The organism is Acinetobacter sp. C32I (genome assembly GCF_023702715.1).
In the GTDB taxonomy this organism is placed as follows: Bacteria; Pseudomonadota; Gammaproteobacteria; order Pseudomonadales; family Moraxellaceae; genus Acinetobacter.
In genome coordinates, this window is the sequence record NZ_CP098480.1 from 1282379 (window position 1) to 1302699 (window position 20321).

The 20321-nt window shown below is 41.3% G+C and carries 14 protein-coding genes; 3 read left to right on the plus strand and 11 right to left on the minus strand.

The annotated features are described in order from the left end of the window. The first annotated feature begins 170 nt into the window (after positions 1 to 170). Positions 171 to 1628: a DASS family sodium-coupled anion symporter gene (locus tag NDN13_RS06365; RefSeq protein WP_251117619.1), complete on the plus strand. Its 1458-nt coding sequence runs from the start codon at positions 171 to 173 to the stop codon at positions 1626 to 1628. Positions 1629 to 1735: 107 nt separating this feature from the next. Here the strand turns inward: NDN13_RS06365 and NDN13_RS06370 are convergent, their stop codons facing one another. From NDN13_RS06370 to NDN13_RS06410, 9 genes are all read right to left on the minus strand, one after another. Continuing rightward, the gene (locus NDN13_RS06370) at positions 1736 to 1957 is read right to left on the minus strand and encodes a hypothetical protein (RefSeq protein WP_251117620.1); all 222 of its coding nucleotides are present in this window, start codon (positions 1955 to 1957) and stop codon (positions 1736 to 1738) included. 132 nt (positions 1958 to 2089) lie between these two features. Then, positions 2090 to 3517, minus strand: a complete 1428-nt coding sequence (locus NDN13_RS06375; RefSeq protein ID WP_251118180.1) for a formylglycine-generating enzyme family protein — start codon at positions 3515 to 3517, stop codon at positions 2090 to 2092. Positions 3518 to 3840: 323 nt separating this feature from the next. Continuing rightward, on the minus strand, positions 3841 to 6480 hold the full coding sequence (locus NDN13_RS06380) for a bifunctional aconitate hydratase 2/2-methylisocitrate dehydratase (protein WP_016539828.1): 2640 nt from the start codon (positions 6478 to 6480) through the stop codon (positions 3841 to 3843). A gap of 259 nt (positions 6481 to 6739) precedes the next feature. After that, positions 6740 to 7099, minus strand: a complete 360-nt coding sequence (locus tag NDN13_RS06385) for a hypothetical protein (protein WP_005204329.1) — start codon at positions 7097 to 7099, stop codon at positions 6740 to 6742. Between the two features lie 102 nt (positions 7100 to 7201). Beyond that, positions 7202 to 7684: a DUF4124 domain-containing protein gene (locus NDN13_RS06390; protein WP_251117621.1), complete on the minus strand. Its 483-nt coding sequence runs from the start codon at positions 7682 to 7684 to the stop codon at positions 7202 to 7204. Positions 7685 to 7811: 127 nt separating this feature from the next. Next, positions 7812 to 8354, minus strand: a complete 543-nt coding sequence (locus NDN13_RS06395; protein WP_251117622.1) for a DUF4189 domain-containing protein — start codon at positions 8352 to 8354, stop codon at positions 7812 to 7814. Between the two features lie 321 nt (positions 8355 to 8675). Further along, positions 8676 to 9260 carry a hypothetical protein gene (locus NDN13_RS06400; RefSeq protein WP_251117623.1) on the minus strand — a complete coding sequence of 195 codons (585 nt, stop codon included), beginning with the start codon at positions 9258 to 9260 and terminating at the stop codon, positions 8676 to 8678. 428 nt (positions 9261 to 9688) lie between these two features. Further along, positions 9689 to 14194, minus strand: a complete 4506-nt coding sequence (locus tag NDN13_RS06405) for a translocation/assembly module TamB domain-containing protein (RefSeq protein ID WP_251117624.1) — start codon at positions 14192 to 14194, stop codon at positions 9689 to 9691. A 52-nt stretch (positions 14195 to 14246) separates the two neighbouring features. After that, the gene (locus NDN13_RS06410; protein ID WP_251117625.1) at positions 14247 to 16961 is read right to left on the minus strand and encodes an autotransporter assembly complex protein TamA; all 2715 of its coding nucleotides are present in this window, start codon (positions 16959 to 16961) and stop codon (positions 14247 to 14249) included. A gap of 162 nt (positions 16962 to 17123) precedes the next feature. Between NDN13_RS06410 and NDN13_RS06415 the strand changes: the two genes are divergently transcribed. After that, positions 17124 to 18443 (plus strand): MFS transporter, encoded by a 1320-nt coding sequence (locus NDN13_RS06415; RefSeq protein WP_251117626.1) that lies wholly within the window; start codon positions 17124 to 17126, stop codon positions 18441 to 18443. 3 nt (positions 18444 to 18446) lie between these two features. Then, positions 18447 to 19082, plus strand: a complete 636-nt coding sequence (gene coq7 / locus NDN13_RS06420) for a 2-polyprenyl-3-methyl-6-methoxy-1,4-benzoquinone monooxygenase (protein WP_159883275.1) — start codon at positions 18447 to 18449, stop codon at positions 19080 to 19082. Between the two features lie 65 nt (positions 19083 to 19147). Here coq7 and NDN13_RS06425 read toward each other — a convergent pair whose 3' ends face one another. Together NDN13_RS06425 and NDN13_RS06430 are read right to left on the minus strand one after the other, a co-directional pair. Next, positions 19148 to 19612: a hypothetical protein gene (locus NDN13_RS06425; protein ID WP_251117627.1), complete on the minus strand. Its 465-nt coding sequence runs from the start codon at positions 19610 to 19612 to the stop codon at positions 19148 to 19150. A gap of 141 nt (positions 19613 to 19753) precedes the next feature. After that, on the minus strand, positions 19754 to 20305 hold the full coding sequence (locus tag NDN13_RS06430; protein ID WP_251117628.1) for a DUF2799 domain-containing protein: 552 nt from the start codon (positions 20303 to 20305) through the stop codon (positions 19754 to 19756). Positions 20306 to 20321 lie beyond the last annotated feature (16 nt).

The following is a 20321-nucleotide window of genomic DNA, read 5'->3' on the forward strand; positions in this document are numbered from 1 at the left end:
CAAAATCATTCGCCAACTCATTGCCCTATATAACGCGGTTTCAACAAAATTTTCTTTGCAGTTTGGCGCTCGCGTCAACGATAATAAAAGCTTAGTGGTTATTTTCTTTAACGATTCATTCATAAAGAACTATAAATTTTATTAAACCCGTGACAACAAGGGGAATTTACATGGGATTTAAAGCTCTCCCGACGCTGATCTCTTTATTTATTGCATTACTGATCTGGTTCGTGATTCCTGTACCCGCTGGCGTTGATCCTGATGCTTGGCATTTACTGGCGATGTTTGTCGGTGTGATTGCTGCCATTATTGGTAAGGCCATGCCGATTGGTGCGATTGCGATTATTGCCATTACATTGGTCGCCGTGACAGGTGTTACCAATGATAGTCCAAGTGGCGCCATTCAAGATGCGCTCAGCAGTTTTGCCAATCCACTGATTTGGTTGATTGGTATTTCGATCATGATCTCTAAAGGCTTGCAAAAAACTGGACTCGGTGCACGCTTAGGCTATTTATTTATCGCAGTTTGGGGCAAGAAAACCATTGGTATCGGTTATAGCATGGTGCTGTCTGAGCTGATTCTTGCACCTGTTACCCCAAGTAATACTGCACGTGGTGGTGGGATTATTCATCCGATTGTACGTGCAATTTCTACCAGTTATGACTCTGACCCAGCCAAAGGCACCGAAGGCCGAATGGGGAAATATTTAGCTTTGGTGAATTACCAAGCCAACCCGATTACTTCTGCCATGTTTATTACCGCAACCGCCCCAAACCCTTTGGTGGTTGATCTGGTGGCGAAAGCAACCAATAGCCAGATTTCACTGAGTTGGAGTACTTGGGCACTGGCGATGCTATTACCAGGTTTGATTGCCTTGATTATCATGCCGTTGATTATGTACTGGATGTATCCACCTGAAGTCAAAGAAACCCCAAATGCGGCTCAGTTTGCCAAAACCAAGTTAAAAGAAATGGGCCCCGTCAGCAAAAATGAAATCATTATGCTGGGTGTATTTGGTATTTTACTGCTGTTATGGGCAGGCATCCCTGCCATGATTTTTGGCTCAGCTTGGGCGGTTGACCCCACCACGACAGCCTTTATTGGCTTAGGACTACTACTCATCACTGGCGTACTGACTTGGGAAGATATCCTGACGCAAAAAAGCGCATGGGATACCATCACTTGGTTTGCGGCCTTGGTGATGATGGCGACTTATTTAAATAAGCTCGGTTTAATCACATGGTTCTCAGGTGTGTTAGAAACAGGTATTGGTCATTTAGGACTGAGCTGGATGCCTGCCTGTTTATTGCTCATGCTTGCCTATCTATATGCACATTATATGTTTGCCAGTACCACAGCACATATCACCGCCATGTTTGCAGCCTTCTATACGGCTGGACTGGCGTTAGGTGCACCACCGATGTTATTTGCCTTAATGATGGCAGCTGCTTCAAGCATCATGATGACCTTAACCCATTATGCAACAGGTACATCGCCTGTGGTATTTGGTTCAGGTTACACCACGCTGGGTGAATGGTGGAAAGCTGGCTTTGTCATGAGTGTGGTCAATATCATTATCTTTGTGGTGATTGGTGGACTTTGGTGGAAAGTATTGGGTTATTGGTAGGATGATTTAGTTTAAAAAAGCCCCTATCAAAGGGGCTTTTTTATGTATGTATTTAAAGAATACTAAGATTATAAGCCCAGACACCGAATAAAATGATATCAGCGCCATTAATTAGGCTTGATGTCATAAACCCAGTTTCGTGCTTGCTGATCGGTTGTCGTTTCGCAGACATAGTAATCTTGATGCCACGAGTCTTGATGGAAGATTTCCTTTTTGTGGTAGCTGACTTGTTTGCCATTTTCGACACAGATAAAACTGTCACCTTGATCTTTCACAGCTGAACCGTTAAGAAATCCACCAATACATAAGAAGCGGGATTGTTTCGCCATTGAGTTGAATCAACTTTTTAAATCACTCATTTTCGAATGATTAAACGATGGATGATTTAAACTGTAAAGACAAAATTACGAGACCATATCAATTAAAACTATGAGATCGGCATCATGACTTAATCTATAAGCTTAAATTTCCCTTACAACACGGAAACCCCACATGGTTGAACGCGCCTGAGAAGAATAATAAGCATTGCGGTAAGCCGTTCGCACATTATGTACGTTATAAATCCATGCACCACCACGTAATACAGGGAAATTACACAGACCATTATTTTCTGCACCCCAACGTATTGCTGTTGCAGGCGCACCTTGATAATTGGCATGCCAACAATCATCTACCCATTCACGTGCATTGGCAAGTACGTCGTATAGTCCAAAGGCATTCGGTAAAAATGAACCCACAGGTGCGGTATATGCATAACCATCGTTACAGTTAAATGCTCGCCATGTGGCTGTATTGGTTTCTGTGGTTGTCGTACTTACATCCAAAACATTGGCATATTTGCAGGCTTGATCACGCTCAGGGTCATTGCCCCAATAAAATGCAGTAGATGTCCCTGCCCGTGCTGCATATTCCCATTCAGCCTCGGTCGGCAAACGGTAGGTTTTTCCTGTTTTTTCAGACAGCCATGCCGCAAAAGCCTGACCATCTTCACGGCGTACACAAACGACGGGGTCTTGGGCAGTTTGTGCAAATCCAGGATTGCTCGGGTTTAAGTCCTTGCGATACCACATATTATATTCACCATCACGTACCTCCCAGCTTCGACATCCTTGCACTTCCCAGCCTGTTTCTTTCTGAAATTGCTGAAATTGAGCAACCGTGGTTTCATGAGCTGCCATTGCAAATGGTTTCGTGACATTGACTTGATGCTGAGGCAATTCATAAGGTCTTGCCTGTGCAGGCACACCTTCTCGCTCCTGCTCTTCCAGTGTCCCGCCCATTTGATGACTTCCTGCGGGGATCACACTCAACTCAGGACAAAAGCCATCAGAACAATCTTTAAATTTGAATGCCGCAACAGTCTCTGCATTAACATTTACGTTGGTTAAACGTGCAGGCTGAATCGATACATTCATTTGTGGTGGTTTATTAAGCTGTTCCGTTAATAAATCAATCGTTCCCTGCCACTCATTCAACATTTCACGCAGCATTGCAGGACGCTCCATACTCACGCCCGTGCCATCATAACCTGGTGCATTACAACGTTCACGGATAAAAGTCGCCTCCGAATGAAGTTGAGTGAGTTTAGGCAACATACGCTGATCAATGAAAGTGGCTAAATTATTCTGCTGCGTGGTTAATGCTGCTCTCAAATCTTGCAAGGCAGTTAATGCTTTATTATTTTGTTCTATCGCATCTCGGTATACCACATCACATTGATCATTTTTCCAAACAAGGCTCTGACTTAAAGCGGTTAAGGCTACTGTGGTTGTTTGCAGCTTTATTTCAGAATTTATTTTTTTCTTATCATCATCGTTGCAGGCTGCCAATAGACACCCTGCAAAAACAATCCCTGCTGCTTTAGCATAAGCTTTGGTTAAAGTTTCCATCATCAAACTCCTTTTTATATGACTGAATAAAACCCTGTATGTTTAAGCTACAACACAGTAAATATTGAGCTTGAGCTAAACAGAAAAGTTTATTGTTCATGAATAATTAAAATGTATTGATGATTTAATTAGCATAGAAAAGAAGCAAATTCGAAATTGCTCTAGAAAAAACACAGATTAAAATGATTCTGAAAAGTAAAGCTTCATTTTTAATACATTGATTTTGCCTAAATTGTTAAGTCACATCTAGCATAACGATTAGGCACAATATCAAAAAAAATAAGGGCTGATTACTCAGCCCTTATTTTTAGCTCACTCACGTATTAGGTTAATTGAGCTGCTTGGATTTTCTTGGTATCAACTTGATCAGCTTCTTTTGTATATTCGCTCATCTTGTCGAAGTTCAAGTATTTGTAGATGTCAGCAGAAGCGCTGTCGATTTGCGACGCGTACTGTTGATATTCTTCTGGGCTTGGTAATTTACCAAGAACCGCAGCCACAGATGCAAGCTCAGCAGAAGCTAAGTAAACGTTTGCACCTTGACCTAAACGGTTCGGGAAGTTACGTGTAGAAGTCGATACACATGTTGTGTTCGGTGCTACACGTGCTTGGTTACCCATACACAATGAACAGCCTGGCATCTCTGTACGCGCACCAGCACGGCCATAGATGTTATACAAGCCTTCTTCCATCAATTGATGCTCGTCCATACGTGTTGGTGGAGCCAACCATAAACGAGTAGACAATGAACCACCAGGTACTTTGTCAAGTAACTGACCCGCTGCACGGAAGTGACCGATGTTGGTCATACAAGAACCGATGAATACTTCATCAATCTTGTCACCTTGAACGTCAGAAAGAAGTTTCGCGTCATCTGGATCGTTCGGGCAGCAAAGAATTGGTTCTTTGATATCAGCAAGATCGATTTCGTAAACTTTTAAGTATTCAGCATCAGCATCAGCTTTCAACAGGCTTGGGTTATCTAACCACTTCTGCATGTTTTCAGCACGGCGTGCCATAGTACGCGCATCGCCATAACCTTCTGCAATCATCCACTTCAACATGGTGATGTTAGAACGTAAGTATTCAGCAACTTTCTCTTCAGAAAGTGTGATTGAACAGCCAGCAGCTGAACGCTCAGCAGATGCATCAGAAAGTTCGAATGCTTGCTCAACAGTCAAGTCATTTTCCATTTCTGATAAATCGATCTCAAGGATACGACCAGAGAAGATGTTTTTCTTACCTTTCTTCTCTACAGTTAAGTCACCCGCTTGAATTGCGTAGTAAGGAATTGCATGTACAAGGTCACGTAAAGTGATACCAGGTTGCATTTTACCTTTGAACTTAACCAATACAGATTCAGGCATATCAAGTGGCATAACGCCAGTTGCAGCTGCGAACGCAACAAGACCAGAACCCGCTGGGAATGAAATACCGATTGGGAAACGTGTATGTGAGTCACCACCAGTACCAACAGTATCTGGAAGTAACATACGGTTTAACCAAGAGTGGATAATACCGTCACCTGGACGTAAAGATACACCACCACGGTTCATAATGAAGTCAGGTAATGTATGGTGAGTTGTTACGTCAACTGGTTTTGGATACGCAGCAGTGTGACAGAAAGACTGCATCACTAAGTCAGCTGAGAAGCCCAAGCACGCTAAGTCTTTTAACTCATCACGCGTCATAGGACCTGTTGTATCTTGAGAACCAACAGTGGTCATCTTAGGTTCACAGTAAGTACCCGGACGGATACCTTGGCCTTCAGCTAAACCACATGCACGACCAACCATCTTCTGCGCTTGAGTGAAACCTTTGCCAGTGTCAGCAGGTTGTACTGGTGTACGGAACAATGCTGAAGGTGCAAGGCCTAATTCTTCACGCGCTTTCGCAGTCAAACCACGACCGATGATCAAGTTAATACGACCACCAGCACGTACTTCATCTAAAAGTACAGGGGTTTTAAGCTCAGCTTCTGCAATTTGTGCACCATCTTTGAATGCAGTTACTTTTGCAGCAGCGTGATCAATTTTCAATACAACTTCGTCGCCCATGTTCATGTTGGCAACGTCGATTTCTACAGGTAATGCACCTGCATCTTCCATTGTGTTGAAGAAAATTGGCGCGATTTTAGAACCTAAGCACACACCACCATCTTTTTTGTTTGGAATGTGTGGGAGTTCGTCACCGAAGAACCAAAGTACAGAGTTAGTTGCAGATTTACGAGAAGAACCTGTACCAACAACGTCACCCACGTAAGCAACTTGGTTGCCTTTCGCGATCAATTCTTTGATTTGGTTTAATGGACCAACTTCACCTGGTTTTTCAGGGTTGATACCGTCACGCTCGTTTTTCAACATTGCGTTTGCGTGTAATGGGATGTCTGGACGGCTCCAAGCGTCTTGAGCTGGAGACAAGTCATCCGTATTGGTCTCACCTGTTACTTTGAACACAGTGATTTTGATTTCTTCTGGAACGTCAGCACGGCTTGTGAACCATTCTGCATCAGCCCAAGATTGTAATACTGCTTTAGCAGCAGCATTACCTGCTTTTGCTTTGTCAGCTACGTCATGGAACGCATCAAATACAAGAAGTGTTTTCTTTAACGCTTCAGCCGCTAATTCAGCAAGCTCAGCATTGTCTAGAAGTTCAACAAGTGGTGCTACGTTATAACCACCAAGCATTGTACCTAGTAAGTAAACTGCACGTTCTTTAGATACGAGTGGAGAGGTTGCTTCGCCTTTTGCAACAGCAGCTAAGAAAGCAGCTTTTACATATGCAGCTTGGTCAACACCTGCTGGAACACGATTTTCTAGTAAATCTACTAAATAAGCTTCTTCACCTGCTGGTGGATTTTTTAATAAGGCTACGAGTTCAGCAGTTTGAGCATCATCAAGCGGCTTCGGTGGGACTCCGAGTGCGGCACGTTCTTCAACGTGTTGGCGGTAAGCTTCTAGCACAGTGTTATTCCTCTTTTTTAAAAAATTACTTGTAAGTTCCAGCTTGCTACAAGCTTTACAAGTAATGTGGACAGCAAAATTTTACTAGACTTCGCGTTAAATGTTAATGCAACTACCGTATTTCTACGTGATGCCCATTATTTTATAGCGAAATGTTCATCCCTTGGAAATACCGCTTTGGTCTTAGGTTAAAGTCTAATAAAACAATAAATTACATCCATAAAAAAAGACAAACGGTGTTGTCTTTTTTATATACACATTAAAAAAGTTTATAGTTAGGCAGCTTGTCATGTGGGGTTACCAAGCATTCTTCCATAAACTGTTTCTTTAAATTTTCACGTAATGCTTCTGGATCTTTTTTCAGTTGATCGGCAGGAAGTGCATAAACTGTGTCCAAAATTTTAAAGATAAACTTACGCGTGGTCTCATCTTCAATCTTTGCCGCATACTCCGTTGCTTGTTTTTGCTCAATTCCATTTTGACGATCCAATGTGATCGAACGTGCAGCGTTACCCACACTGACGCAATAGCCATGCCATTGTTCTTCAGGGGTTAACGGCTTTTTCTCAGCACAACCAGCCAAAACTAAACCTATTGCAATAAACAAAACTTTTTTCATCATCATACTGCGGCTAATTTGATGCACACATCATACTGAAACTTGTTTATTTTGCAAAAGGAAGCCTTTAAAACCATGCTTTCCGTAATAAAAACATACAAATCATTTGCTACAGCGCATGTTATTGCCTAACTTTTGACACTTTCCTCCATTGGCAGACAGATATGTCGTTCCTGCGACCAGATTATAGGACTTGCCTTTCATATCCCAACATCTGACCCCATTGCAGTTTTTGACGGCGATAAGCACGTCACTTGTCGCAGTAAGATTGCCTGTGGCTGTTGTGGTCGTCGTTACAGGTTTGGTTGGTGTTGTTGCTGTAGTTGCAGTCACTGTTGTGATTTTTGGCTCTTTCAGTGCCGTTCCAGTTTGAGCAGTCGGCTGTTGTACTGTGGTAGCGCTATTCTTTTTGACTGGATCGAGCTGAGGTTCTTGTCTTTGTACAGGTTGGGGCGTTGCTGAATAAGTGGTAACGCCTTTGGCATCGACCCACTTATAGTATTCCTTGGCATTGACTTGGAGTGTTGAACTGAGGAGCACTAAGCCAAGCACTGCCCAAAGCTGACCAAAAGTGACAGATTTCATTTATTTTCTCCAAAAAATGTCATAAAATCATTAATTTTCAATACCTTATATCAATTCTATCACATTTTTTATTTTCTAAAATCATTGGTTATAAAAAACCTGCTCTAAATAAAGCAGGTCTGTATTTTTAGTATTTAACAAAACGCGGTTCGGTACAGGCGGAGTAATAAACTTCGCAGTTGGTGTCATTCCTTTGACAATGCTTAAGCCCTCTCTCTGATGCTTCCTTAATAGTCGCATTACTAAAAGTATTTATAAACTTTTGACCTAAAATCATCACAGCACATTGATTATGATAAGTTAAGTGCACTTCACAAGATTGACCGCCTTTCTGTTTACAATCAGCCATCGCCAAGCGTTCTGCTTCTTCCTCACTGTCTGCCCCCACTACGACTCCAAGTACGCCACCTTTCGGTGATGGTGCAATCGCCCCCCATGTCTTTACCCAATAACCTGTTGGTTGTGGTGGCTGCTGTGAACCTCCTTGTTGTGATTGCTGTTTCCAATAACATAAAGGTGTTGGAGCAATTCCGTTCCCCCCAGGTTGCATACCTGCCAACACTTCATTGGGGCCTGGGCCTGCACCACATACATGAGGTGCTTGTGCATAAGCTGAACCACTTAGACCGAGCAAACCCAAGCACAGTAAATGTTTTATAAACTTATTCATTTCAAACCCTCCTTTTACGCACATCCCTCTATTGTGCGGTTGTCCAAACATCACAACAGGCACACTCAAAAAGCGGATTTATGTATTCCACTATAAAAATCAAAGTGGTTCAGAACAATGGTTTTAATTTTGAGCCAAGGGCTAAAAGGATCTAAATGACAGGCTTAAAACTCTAAATTATGAAAATAAAACAATGAATTGGGTCTTTAAATCCTTAAACTAAGCATCAGCATAGATATTCAAAAATTGTCCCAGATGGTTAATACATCTGTCCTATTTGATTTTTAGATGGATGGTTTTTTGAGATGTTAAAAACACTTACTAGTTAGATTTCAATTTACTCTGTAAATCAAGTATTTGTTCGTGAAATTCTTTTGCAATTTTATCGTTTTCATCTCTTCTTTCCTTATCTGTCTTGTTATCGAATACAGATACAAGACTTGAGTCTCTTAATTTCTTTTTTTCGGCTTCGAGTTTGCTTATTTTTAAAAGTATACTGTCATTTTGTTTATAACTATTTAATTGATCATTCAAAGAGTTATTGTAAGATATGGCTTGATTTAACCTTGAAGTCAATATTTCTTTTTCACTATTTAACTCACTAATTTTATTATTTAAATTCCTTACATTATTGTCATTCACAATTAATTCACTATTACTCTTATTTAAGTGAGTAGAGAGCATTTCAGTTGAGCTATTTAAACGATCAAAATCAGCTTTTTTTTCTTGATAATTTTTTTCTAACCGATCGTATGAACTTTGCAGACTAGAATTAGCTTGCTTTAGAGCATCTACTTGAGGTCCATAATAATATTGACTGACGAAAAGCATAAAGCCAGGAAAAGTTATTGCTAAAGAAGCTAAAAATGCAGGTGTATTTTTTTTAAGAAAATTAAAAAATTCCATGAGTTTCCAAAAATAGTTGGTAGGATTTAAACTTATTTTCTATCTATTCAAATGTTAAAAATATATACAGTTGTTCAAGCACCTCAACAGATGCATTCAAAAAGCGAATTTATTTATTCCACTATAAAAACAAAAACTATTCAGAACAATGGTTTTAACTTTAAGCCCAAGACTAAAACGACCTAAATGACAGAATTAAAATTCCAAATTATGAAAATAAAACAATGGATTGAATCTTTTAATCCCTCAATTAACCATCAGCATAGATATTCAAAAATTGTCCCAGATGGTTAATACATCTGTCCTATTTGATTTTTATATGGATGGTATTTTCGAGAGATTCGGACCGTGTTACAACCATAAAAAAAGAGGAACTATTTCATCGAAATAATTCCTCTTTCTGATGCTAAACCAAGCTTAAAGCCGGCTTAGAATCTCCAGTTATAGAATACGTCAATTGCACGTTCTAAAGACTGACTCGCTTCCAGATATAAGCGACGGTTCATCTGATAACGCAAGGTCAATTTATTCACTGGGGTAAATACACCAATACCATAACGAATAAATAGATCTGGTGTGATATAGCCTGTCAGACTCACCTGCGTATCATCCCCTGTACCCTGTGCATCCAATGCCAAACCACTCAAACCAAAGGTTCGACCAATCTGGTTGGTCAAGGCACGCGTACCGCCCAAGCCCATACTGATACCCGCTGCAGCAATGGTGTTATTTACGTCTGACTTAAAGCCTTCGGTATTACTTAAACCACTGTTACCTTCATTAATACGGCCTGTCAGTAAGGCATTCAAGGCTTCTTGTTCAGACAAGCCGGCATCGTTATAAATCTGAATATTCGGCACAGTCGCTGTACCCGTGACACGGACCCCGACCATACTACCTTGAACCGGTTTATTGGCATCAATATCCAACGTCGGGTTGGCCAATGGTCCATTGAAACGTGCAATCGCTCGATTCAAATCAAGACTTTGGCCATAGGCTTCAATCTTCACTTTTTGACTGACACCAATCGCACCATTGGCACGCATGGCAGTTTCTAAACCACGTTGTGATAAGTGCAAACGACCGACCAATGGTATGGTACTTTCGAAACCTTGGAAAATGACTTGATTGCCTAAAGTCACGGTCATATCAGCACGAATATCCCACGGTTTAGCCGCTTTTAAGGTCGCCAGCAAGTCTTGGCCTTGTTGCACCACACGCACATCAGGCGACAAATTCACGACGGTTGCAGAACTTTCAGGCATTGAAATACGTGCACGTGGTACATCAATTTTCCCTTTCAAGCTTAAACGCTGCGCAAAAGGATAAACATCCAAGCTTAAATCAGGCTCTACAATCGCCGTGATCATCGGCGCTTGACGTACCAATAAGTTGTCACCTTTCAATGTTAGATTTAAATGTGGGTCATTTTTCCAATCAAAATTACCTTTTAAGCGTCCAACACCCTGACCACTGTTAAATGCACCATCAATACTGGCAGATTGCTGACGGATCGAAGAATAAAGCTGGATATTGCTTAAATTCACAGGCAGCGAGATCATTGAAATAGCACCATTTTTCAAGCGCATTTCACCTGCAAATTGGGGTTGGGTCAGTGTTCCATCCATTTTACCCGCCAAAGCCAGAGTCCCTGACATTGAACGTACATCTTTAATAAATGGCTTAAAGACTTTGAGCTGTACATCATTAAATGCGACTTCACCACGCAATGGCATATTGGCTTGATATGGATTAACAATTACATTGGCATAACCGGTACCAATGTCTGGTGTTTTCATATCGACACGTAATAACAAACCTTCGCTGATACTTTTCGCAATCAGACTCAATTCATCATAAGTGACCGTTGTAGCAGGATCTTGTGGATCATCCGCCGCCAATCCGATTTCACCTTTCTGGGTAACTAAACGCGCATCCAGTTTCGGATGACTACCCTGAGCCCAAGATGCTTTGGCATAACCATTCAATTGACCTGTGACCGCCAAACCTTCAGGCATAAATGCGGTAAAATCTTTTAAATCTAGATTTTTGGTAATGAAGGAGAAGCTGCCTTTGGCTTTGCTAAGACGTGCAGGCTGATCCAGACATAACTGGCTGCTGGAACTCTGCCAGCAATGCTGACCGACATACAATTCCTGTTGTGCGGTCGTATAGATAATCGGCGCACTTTGGTTTTGTACCAAACTGATATTACGTGAAGTAAAATTACCTTTTTGCAATTGGCCTAACCAATCGTTCTTCGGATTGAAACCACCTGCCAGTTGTAAATAGAAATTCGATTGACGGTTTTTACTCTCCACCTTCAACACATGTGCCTTGCGTGTTCCCGCTAGATTCACGGTTGCATGTTCGATTTCGCGATTACCATTACGCAAACGGTCTAAAGTTGCGGTCAGCTGAGTAGGTGTGGTTTCAGAAGTCGGTAATTCACCTTGCACTTTTAATGAACGAATCGTCACCAGATCATTAAAGGCAAAATTATCAACCATCATATTTGCAGTTGCTTTTAGGCGCGGCTGTGACTGTACATTTAAACTGCCATAGGCACGACCACGTAAGCCTGGATAAAGCTCATACAAGGCAGGTGCATTCAACTTAATCCGTAAGTTTTGCGCATTGCCTGTGGCTTGTAACTGGTTCTGTGCATAAGCAAAGAATAAGTCATTGGCTTCAAATTGTTGCGGCAAGAAACCTTCTTGGTTCGAATCAAGCAATAAACTCAGATTACCGCGACCACGAATCGGTTTGTTATTCAGGAAACCTGCAACATTGAGCTGACGGATATCAATCCGTTTCAGTTTATCGGACCAAACACCAAGTGTTTTAACTCGTCCAGAGACTTCACCTTTGACACTGGATACAAAATACTGGGGCTTAAAACGTACCAGTGAAGCATCAATATCCCAACCTAATTTATCTTTAAGGTTGACCGCACCCGTTGCAAAGATTTTGCCTGCCACACCATCATGATTAAGTTCATTGATCTTGATATACTCAGGCGTACCTGCAATTTTAATCTTTAAAATACCATTACCTTGATTCAATGCATTCAAAGAACCATCATAATCCACGGCAAAACTTTTAAAGCCGCCACCCGCTTTTTCATCATTAAAAATCAAGGCAGCTGTACTTTTTCCTTTGAGGGCAATGGTTTCTATTTTATTGTCTTGTGGCAATTGCCCTGTTAAATCAATCTGTTCAAAACGAATGATTTGTTGGTTTGGTTTGGCAAAGCCAGTGGCTTTAATTTCACCATTCAATAGATTGATTGGTGCAGCTGCAGCAATGCTTTGCGGATTAAAATCCTGAGCTTTAAGCTGAGCTTGCCATGAAAGCTGTTGCTTTTCGGTTGGCAGCTTAACTTTGGCCTGTCCCGACAAACTGCCTTTTTCCGCCTCATAACGGAAGCTTTCCACATTTAATAGATCGCCATTTACATCTAAACGCGCATCATATTTTCCTGTTGGTAATAACGCTTGTTCATGAGGACGAATCGTGGTTGTGAGGTAAATATTTTGCTGACCTTCTTTTAAAGTCAGATTGGTATGACCTTCTTCACTGCTGAGCCAGCCGATATAAGGCATCGCACGGTCAATTCCTTTCCATGACACATCCAGCAACATCGGTTGTGCTTTATTATCTTTTTCTTCCGCTTGGTCCAGCTTAACCGCCCAAGTCTCAAACTTATCAAATGCAAGTTGGGCATTCAGCACCAAGCCTTTTTCCATTGAACCTGTAGAGTTAAGGCTGGCATCCAAGTTTGGTGGCAAGAAATCTTGTGCGATTTGCGGTACGGTTTTGTCTTTCGGATCTAAGCCGTCTAAACGACCTTTAACATCCCAAGACACATGATCATGCCAGTTTACAAAACCCAGCAAGCTGACCACCCCACCCATTAATTGGCCATTAAACTCACGGATATTCAATTGATGGGTTAAATCGGTATCCATCAGTGCCGTATATTGACCCTGTGGTACTTGCTCGCCTTTTAAATCGGTATTCAGTGTTAGAATCAGTTTCTGGATATCGCCATTGAATTTTGCAATACCATCTTTTGCAAACAATTTTTGGTCTTTGAGTAATGGCAAATGATAGTTTTTAAAGAATAACTCACCATTCATCGGCACATGTTCACGCACGGGATGGATGACCGCCCAACCTGTGAGCAGATCTGGGGTTCGAGTTGCCACACCAACTTTTAAGGTATCTAGAGAACCTCTGGCTGCAACTTTAATGACATCGATATCTAGGCTTTTGAGTGATGGAATAATCAGGTCAGCAGTCGCATTGAGTGGATATTTACCGCTAAAATCCATCTCTCCCGTTGCATTGTTAACTGCCAAAAACTCCATTTTCATGCGTGAGTCTTCGAACTTTAATTTGGTTTCTGACCATAACGCATCTTTTAAATAAATATCGCTAAAATCGACTTTAGATGTGGAGGTTTGCAGTTGCAAGTGGTCTAGGCTAGCTTCATCAACCCGCAATACAAAAGGAAGTTTGATCGGGTCAAATCCAAATGGTTTGCCAGATGGTGGTTTCTTATCAAGAATCTTTAGATTACGAACGTCAGCATGGCTAAGATGCACTTCTTTTTTTAGGATTGCTCGCCAGCCTAAAGACACATCTGCACGGTCTAAAGAAACATCAATTCCTTCTAGTCGCACCAATACATTTTTTAAAATAATGCCTGAAAGCAGATTACCGCTTTCATATTCGTATTTAATGGTTTTCTGGCTTTGAAGTACACGGTCTAATAGGAAACGGCTACCCTTATCCGTTGACATCATCACTACCAAAGAACTGACCAATAATAAAAGAATGATCAGTACAATCAGCACAATATTTCGAGCTATGCGCCGTGGTGGTCTTGGCTTTGTTGGAGGGGTAAGTTGCTGTTCTACTTCCGTCATAATCAACCCGAGATTGTTTTGCCCTTATAAAGTAAAGGGCGCAAAAAAGTTTTTAAAGCTGTGGACCAATAAAGAAATGTAATCGAATTGGATTGTTATCATTCGAAATACCCGATGCGATATCTAATCGAATTGGTCCAATTGGCGATCTCCAACGGATGCCCACCCCCACACTATATTCTGTTGGGTTGCTAAATTGTTTGTCATAAGCGTTACCAAAGTCCGAGAATACCGCAGCACGCCAGCCATCTTTAAATTGATAATTATATTCTAAGGAGCCAACCCCTAAGGCTTGACCACCTATTTTATAGCCGTTTTCTTCTGGTGATAAACTCTTGTAATCGAAACCACGTAAAGATTGATCACCACCAGTAAAGAAACGCAAGTTATAAGGAACTTTATTAAAGTCATCGGTAAAAATATAACTTGCATCTCCACGACCGACAAATTGATGATTGTCGTTTTCACCCAATGAATAGATAAAACGCCAACCTGCACTTACAATTGCCATATTGGCATCAGAGAGTAAAGATTCTGTCCCCAATTCCACTTTATAAGTCTGTTTAAATCCACGGGTTGGATTTAAACGGGTATTAGTATTGGTTTTTGATGCTTCATAACCCAACAGCAAAGACTCTTGCTCAGAGTCAATTCCTGAAACTTTAAAAGCATCAGGTAGCTCATTGATATCTACATCACCTTTTTTGGTTAAACGATCTAGACGATAACGCAAGCCAAAGGTGTGTTGCCAATCACCTAATGGGTTTTTAATGACGCGCTCTCCACCCAAAACCGCTGATTCAACCAATAGATTGATATCTGGACCAATATCATCGCGTGTTTCTCGTTCATAACCACCCACAAGGTTAAAGTAGTCATTCAATGGGTGTTTATAAGGAATACTATAACGGCCATCAATCGATTGACGGATCTCTGAAACTTCGACGTTGGCATCGAACGAGTGACCATATTTATTCACGATGGCACGACGATACTGAGTGCGAATACGTGCTCCTGTATCGGTTCCATAACCTATACCTGTCTCTAAACTATTAAGACGATCAGCATTGAGTGTCACTACAACAGGAATTTTTCGTTCTACGCGTGTTTGTTCTTCAAGCTTTTGACGTTCTTCATCGTCATCGTCATGTACAGGTGGCATCGGCATTGAACGGGCCAAAGCTGGTTGTGCAGGTTCAGCACCCGAGAACTGTGATTCATCAACCACATCCTGCGTCACCTCTTGTGCCGAAGTGATTTTGGCACGCGCAAGATCCGCTTTCTGTTGGCTACTCATCAATTGTGATTCTTGCACACGTTGCTGATCAACCAAAGCTTGCAAGTCAGGCGGTAAATCCAGAGGTGGCTGAATGGCATCCGGTTTGATCGTATCCACCAAAGTATAGTTAAAATAACGGCTGTTGGTTAAGTTATTTGCCAAGACATTGACACGCCAGAAGGCATAATCATCACCCTCTTTCCAAGGTGCCAAACTGTCTAGGACCTTCTGGGTGAGTGGCAATGGCTTGCTTGGATCACTCATCCGATACTCAACTTGCTTTAACTTATAGCGCTCGCCCGTTTCATAATTTAAATTAATTTCCGCAGTTTTCTCTGGTTGGGTAATTTTGACATCATGCAATCGCCAAAATGCATCAAAATAGCCGTTATCCGAAGCCACCGTGGTAATTTTAGTTTTGGTTGCTTCATAAGCACCATGATTAAAAATATCACCGACATCTTGCTCTGGAATTAATCGAATCACTTGGAATTGCGGTGTATTAGCGCCTGCACCGGTAAACTCAATATTTTGTTCTTTAATCTTTACAGGCTCATTCGGCACCACAATGACTTTTACTTTGCTTTCACTTTCTTTTACAAAGGTATAAGTGGCATTGTAATAACCCACTGCTTGCGCTGCCTGATTGGTCAAAGCACGTAATTGCGGTAAGGCAACATTAAAATCTTCAAAGGATTCTTGAGTAAAGCTAGATAGCTTGGCTTTGATATTCAGTGCCAAAATCGCAGGTGCACCCGTCACATCTGCAGAAATACGTGGAATTTTATCGGTATTGAGTAAATTATCTGGACGGAAACGATTCACAATTCGCGTAAAGAATCCAACTTTTTCCTGTGGTTGATCAGATTTAGGCTGCAAATCAGCCAATGTTTTACCTGTTTCATTGGCTTCAACCACAATCTTACTATCGGCTTGGATTTCACCCATTAACTGGTCAATATTCAGCGGGGCTTGCTTGATTTCAGTCAATTCCGTCTGTGATGCATCAGCAATGATAGGTTCAGGATTTCTTGCCATATTTTCACGATAGGCTTGTGCTTCGTTTTTCGCATCTTCAGCAACGCGGAAGATCTCATTTGCCATCCCCTGATCCACTGGGATCACAGGCAGATTTTCTAAATTGTCATCCAACTGAATCGGTTTCAATTCGTTAATTTGATGAGTGGATTGTTCTTGTTCTTTTAACGCAGCCAAACTGTCTTGCCCAGGCAGCACCCCTTGATCCGCAAGATTGATTGCTGGAGTTGTCGGTGCGGCCGCTGCAACGGCCAGTTCGACTGGTTGTTCCGTCTGTTCAACTGCCTGATTTTCAGACACAGCTGGATTTTGTTCTTGCGCATAAGCAACTGATATACAAGAACTAATCAAAAAACCACTACAAATAAGTTTAGGAAAACCCTGCATTTTAAAAATTAAATGCATAGAATGAACCAGTGTCGACTGTTTAAACTTCGTTTTAGATGGCATGTAAAACTCTAAATTTGTTTTTTAATTTATCGTTTTTGATGGGTGAAATAACTTCAAATCTTTGATTTTTCATCCAATCAGACCTAGGTATCATACATGCATTTCATCACATTTTTACAGTTCGTCACATTTTTTTATAAATCACAATGAAGTGAACACACGATGAAACAAGACGAGCACTTAATGACTTCGCGTCGGTTCGCCCCGATGTTTTTCACTCAGTTCTTTGGCGCACTTAATGATAATGTTTATAAGCAAGCGTTGCTGTTAGTTATTACCTATGGCTGGATTCAACAACAAAGCACCCCTGTCAGTACCCTCAATAATTTAGCTGCTTTATTGTTTATTTTGCCCTACTTCTTTTTTTCGGCAACTGCAGGCCAAATCGCGGATAAATACGAGCGCTCACAACTGATCCGCTTTATTAAAATATTAGAAATCGTAATCATGTTGATTGGTACTGCTGGCTTCTTGCTTGGGAATTTGTGGTTACTGTTGTTCGCTTTGTTTTTAATGGGCACTCATTCCACCTGTTTTGGCCCAATCAAATATGCCATTTTGCCTGAGATTTTAAAGCCGCAAGAGCTCATGTCAGGTAATGCGCTATTCCAGTCAGGTACATCGATTGCGATTTTACTGGGAATGATTCTAGGCGGCGCCGTAATTGCCACATCTGAGGGCAACTTACTCTGGATTAGTCTTACCGTCGTTACAATTGCTTGCTTAGGCTATTTATGCAGTCGATTTATTCTGCCTCAGAAAGTCGCCGCACCCGATTTAAAAATTGACTGGAACTTTATTCGCACCAGTTTTCAAACCATTAAATATGCCAAAAGTATCCCCATCGTATTTGTAATTTTGCTAGGCAACTCATGGTATTGGTTCTATGGCGCAACCTACCTAACCCAAATTCCGCAACTGACGCAACAAAACCTACATGCTTCAGAAAATGTGGTGAGCCTATTACTTACCTTTTTCTCGGTCGGCATTGGTGTCGGTTCTTTACTTTGCCGAAAAATTGGTGGGTCAGACATTAATATCAAGATGGTGCCTTATGGTGCAATTGGTTTAACCGTTTTCGCACTATATCTGGCAGCAAGCCTTGCTTTTGTACCTGAGCGTACGGGTGACTTACTCAGCTTAAAAGATATGTTTACACTCGGTGCAGTCTATTATCATGTGATGTTGGCAGTAACTTTGCTGGGCATTAGCGGTGGATTTTATATCGTTCCACTCTATGCCATGATGCAGGCCTATTCACCACGCTCACACCGAGCACGAGTTGTGGCAGCAAATAATATTTTAAATGCTGTATTTATGGTCTCTTCCGCAGTTTTCTCGATTTTAATCTTAAGCATTTTAAAAATTGATATTAAAATCTTATTTACCATTACCGCTGTTTTAAGTGCAATTTTTTCATTTTGGTTATTAAAACGCCTAAAACCTTTATTGGAAAATGCTCCCAATACTTTAGAGGATTAATCTATGCGTCATTACACAGGTCTCGATAAAATGATTCATTCGTTTGATCAAGCCTTACGTAGTTTGGTACCAGGTGCAACCAGTGCACAACGAACGAATCCTGCCAGTGATGAACCGTCACAACTTTGTGTCAGTGATGCCCGTCATGTTGCAGGCTTAATGCGTGTGAACCATAGTGGTGAAGTCTGTGCTCAAGCGCTTTATCACGGTCAGGCACTCACTGCAAAATTGCCGCATGTTCGTGAAGAAATGCAGCAAGCTGCAATTGAAGAGCAAGACCATTTAGCTTGGTGCGAAGATCGCTTAAAAGAACTAGATAGTCACACCAGTGTGTTAAATCCAATTTGGTATGGTTTATCTTATGGTATGGGTGCGATTGCAGGGATTGCAGGCGACAAATACAGCTTAGGTTTTGTGGCAGAAACTGAACGTCAAGTTAGCCAGCACCTACAGGAACATATTCAACAACTTCCTGCACATGATGAACGTTCACGTAAAATTTTAGTCCAGATGAATGAAGATGAATTGCATCATCGCGATACCGCTTTAGAAGCCGGCGGTGTGGACTTACCTGCACCTGTGCGGATTACCATGACTGCCATTTCAAAACTCATGACTAAAACCAGTTATTATCTTTAAGTTATCTAAGGGAATTATTGCGAGGTAATTCCCTTTTGCTTTGCAGCACTTAATCAAGCCTAACGCTAACGAAATACAATTTTGCCTTTATCGGTTGAATAACGGTCACTCCAAAAGCTTTGCGACTGCTTGTCTAAATCGGTAAAAATCGTGTAATCGATTTTACCCTGTCTGAAACTCAACTGATCATTCTTCTTTACTGCAATAACACGCGTATCATTGACCCAAACCCGCTGCTGCTGATCAATTTTAATCACAGCCAAAGCGGTGCCATCTGATCTTTCCGCAATCCACTGTGGTTGCTGCGTTGTTGCTGATGCACTCGGGCTTGATACGTCTACCGTCTGCTCGACAAAACCCGCCTTGCTATTTTCCTCTTTGTTTTTCGTTATATCACAGCCCTGTGCTTCACTGACTTGGGTACAACCCGATTGTTCTAATTGTTGTCGATACTTGGCATCAATTGCATAGGCTGAGTTCATGCTGCCATAGAGAATAATCCCCAAGGCAATAAGTAACTTGGCTTGCATAAATAATTCCTTCATTATTCGCTTGTTATCTATTTAAACATCCCTGTATACATGCGTATGTAACTCAAATGTGTTTCGTCACTAACAAAAAATCCATGGGCTTAGCCATTGATTTTTAAATCATCAGTCAAACATCACTGCTTAATACAAACCATGTTCGGCCTTAAAGCGTTCTAGATCTCTGACAGCCTGCTGATAACGTGACTGTACCCAACTACTATTGATACGTAGATCATATAAACGTTTTTGATAATCATCCCGAACTTTGCTTGAAAGATCTTTCCGTTCCAGCTCTTTCAAATAACGGTTCATATCATTTTGAGAGCGATTAAACTCTGAATCTGCTTGATAATACTCATAGGCGACTTGATAGTAGCTGCGCAAGGATTCACGTTTTTCGATTGGACAAACACGAATATCGCCACGACCTTCGAGCGCTTCACTAAAAATAATTTCTGGTCGGCAATAATAGCCTAGACCTTTTTGATAGCCTTGTTCATATAGCTTTTGATTGGGCACAATATTGGCTTTTTGACAGGAAGAATAATATTTGTCTAAACGGGATTCATGCCCATCGGAGCCATCTCTTTCGCCCACATTAAACCAATTTGCTGTTTTGCATTGCTCGACACTCATGGCCGCACAACCCGAAAGTAAAACCGTTAAAGTCGATAAAATTAAAATAAGCTTCATAAAAAACTTCCTATTA

Coding starts and splice junctions, on each gene's coding strand:
- NDN13_RS06415 (WP_251117626.1), top strand. CDS start 17,124: ATGAAACAAGACGAGCACTTAATGACTTCGCGTCGGTTCGCCCCGATG.
- NDN13_RS06370 (WP_251117620.1), bottom strand. CDS start 1,957: ATGGCGAAACAATCCCGCTTCTTATGTATTGGTGGATTTCTTAACGGT.
- NDN13_RS06395 (WP_251117622.1), bottom strand. CDS start 8,354: ATGAATAAGTTTATAAAACATTTACTGTGCTTGGGTTTGCTCGGTCTA.
- NDN13_RS06390 (WP_251117621.1), bottom strand. CDS start 7,684: ATGAAATCTGTCACTTTTGGTCAGCTTTGGGCAGTGCTTGGCTTAGTG.
- NDN13_RS06400 (WP_251117623.1), bottom strand. CDS start 9,260: ATGGAATTTTTTAATTTTCTTAAAAAAAATACACCTGCATTTTTAGCT.
- coq7 (WP_159883275.1), top strand. CDS start 18,447: ATGCGTCATTACACAGGTCTCGATAAAATGATTCATTCGTTTGATCAA.
- NDN13_RS06385 (WP_005204329.1), bottom strand. CDS start 7,099: ATGAAAAAAGTTTTGTTTATTGCAATAGGTTTAGTTTTGGCTGGTTGT.
- NDN13_RS06425 (WP_251117627.1), bottom strand. CDS start 19,612: ATGCAAGCCAAGTTACTTATTGCCTTGGGGATTATTCTCTATGGCAGC.
- NDN13_RS06375 (WP_251118180.1), bottom strand. CDS start 3,517: ATGGAAACTTTAACCAAAGCTTATGCTAAAGCAGCAGGGATTGTTTTT.
- NDN13_RS06365 (WP_251117619.1), top strand. CDS start 171: ATGGGATTTAAAGCTCTCCCGACGCTGATCTCTTTATTTATTGCATTA.
- NDN13_RS06410 (WP_251117625.1), bottom strand. CDS start 16,961: ATGCCATCTAAAACGAAGTTTAAACAGTCGACACTGGTTCATTCTATG.
- NDN13_RS06430 (WP_251117628.1), bottom strand. CDS start 20,305: ATGAAGCTTATTTTAATTTTATCGACTTTAACGGTTTTACTTTCGGGT.
- NDN13_RS06405 (WP_251117624.1), bottom strand. CDS start 14,194: ATGACGGAAGTAGAACAGCAACTTACCCCTCCAACAAAGCCAAGACCA.